Source organism: Rhizobacter sp. P2_H2 (assembly GCF_056403375.1).
In genome coordinates this window covers 1-1,914 of sequence record NZ_JBFUFP010001032.1, presented here as the reverse complement: position 1 = coordinate 1,914, position 1,914 = coordinate 1, and the positions used below count along the sequence as shown (strand labels likewise).

At 72.8% G+C, this 1,914-nt stretch carries 2 protein-coding genes; both read left to right on the top strand.

Translation table 11 applies throughout. The features are described from left to right. Positions 1-1,360: GumC family protein (locus tag AC1D15_RS29670; protein ID WP_477828844.1), on the top strand; the 1,360-nt coding region annotated here is incomplete at its 5' end. After that, positions 1,357-1,914: CpsD/CapB family tyrosine-protein kinase (locus AC1D15_RS29665; RefSeq protein ID WP_477828843.1), on the top strand; the 558-nt coding region annotated here is incomplete at its 3' end. The genes AC1D15_RS29670 and AC1D15_RS29665, both read left to right, overlap by 4 nt.

The window sequence follows — 1,914 nt, the reverse complement described above, 5'->3', positions numbered from 1 at the left end:
GGTGCATCCGGGGCTGTCGGTCGTGCAGATCCTCGCGATGCTGCGCGCCTACCGGTGGCTGGGCCTGGGCGTGGTGCTGCTGGTGCTGTCGCTCACCGGGCTCGCGCTGGGCTTCTGGCCGCGCAGCTACCTGGCCACCGTGTCGCTGATGGTGAACTACGAGGTCAACGACCCGTCGAACGGCAAGGACCTGCCGGTCGGGCAGGTCGGCAGCTACATCGCGACCCAGGTGGAGCTGATGCAGACGCCGGCCGTGCTGCTCGAGGTGGTCGACCGCCTCGCGCTGACCGACGACCCGCACTACCGGCGCGGTTACCGCGGCGAGAGCGGCACGCTGCGCGACTGGGCCGCCGCGCGGGTCGGCAAGGCCTTGTCGATCTACCAGAGCCAGCGCGGCAGCCAGCTCATCTACGCGACGTATGCGGCCCCCGATCCCGTCGAAGCCGCGCGGGTCGCCAACACCGTGGTGGACGTCTACAAGGCGCAGGATGCGCTGCGCGGCGCGGCAGCGCCGGGCGAGCGCGCCGCGCGCCATGCGCGGCAGCTGGCGGGCCTGAAGACCAAGGTCGACGACGCGCAGCGGCAGCTGAGCGCCTTCCACCAGCGCAACGGCCTGATCGAGGAGGGCAACGACAGCAAGGTCGACGTGCTTCTGCTGGCCGCGCTCGACGATCGCCTGCTCGCTGCGCAGAGCGCACGCAACCTGGCCCAGGCGCGCGCCGGGCAGGAGGCGTCGAGCAGCGACCAGGTGCTCGCGTCGGCGCAGGCGCAGCAACTCACCGCGCAGCTCGCGGTGCAGGAGGCGCGCCTGGCGCAGCTGAACCGGCTGTACACGCCGCTGCACCCGGACGTGCTGGACGCGCAGTTGCAGCTCGAATCGACGCGCCGCGCGCTGGCCGCGACGCTGCAGAACCACGCACGCAACCTGAACGCCGGCTTCGTCGTCGCGAGCCGCGTCGAGCAGGGGCTGCAGCAGGCGATGGGCACGCAGCGCGCACGGGTCGCGAATCGCAGCCTGCTGCAGGACGAGGCGGCCAAGTACCAGCTGGAGCTCGACTCGGCCCAGGTCGTCTACAAGCGCGCGCTCGAAGCCTACGACCAGATCCTCTTCGCCGGCGACAACCGCGGCCCCAACGTCGGCGTGGTGAGCCGCGCGCTGCCGCCGGTGGCCGCGACCACGCCGCGCGTGCGGCTGGTGCTCGCGCTCGGCGCGGTGCTGGCGGTGCTGCTCGGCTTCGGCATCCCGCTGCTGCTGGCGCTGACGAACCGGCGGGTGCGCTGCCGCGACGATGTCGAGCGGCAGCACGGCATTCCGGTGCTGACGGAGTTCGCGCGGCTGCCGATGCGGAGCGCTTCATGATCGCCGCCGCTGCATCGAACCTGCCGCTGCCGGCCGTGCATGCCGAACTGCGGTCCGAACCTCGCCCCGAGTTGCGCCCGGTGATCGAGCGCCGGGCCGCGCCCGACGACCGGCTGATCATGGCCCACGACCCGCTGGACCCGCGCTGCGAGACCATGCGTGCGCTGCGCACCGAGCTGCTGCTGCGGCGCGAATCGGTCGATCGCGCGAGCATCGTCGCGCTGCTCAGTCCGAACCCGGGCGAGGGCCGCTCGCTGATGGCCGCCGAGCTGGCCATCGCGTTCGCGCAGACCGGCCGCCCGACGCTGCTGGTCGATGCCGACCTGCGGCGCCCGCAGCAGCACCARCTGTTCGGCGCGGCGAACCGGCATGGCCTCGCGCAGGCGCTGGGCCAGGGCGAGCTGCCGCTGCTGCAGCCGGTGCACGGCTTGCCGCAGATGTCGCTGCTGACCGCCGGGCTGGTGCCGGGCGATCCGCTGGAGCTGCTGTCGAGCCGCCGCTTCGCCGCGCTGCTCGACGGCTGGCGCACCGAGTTCGAGTTCGTCGTCATCGAC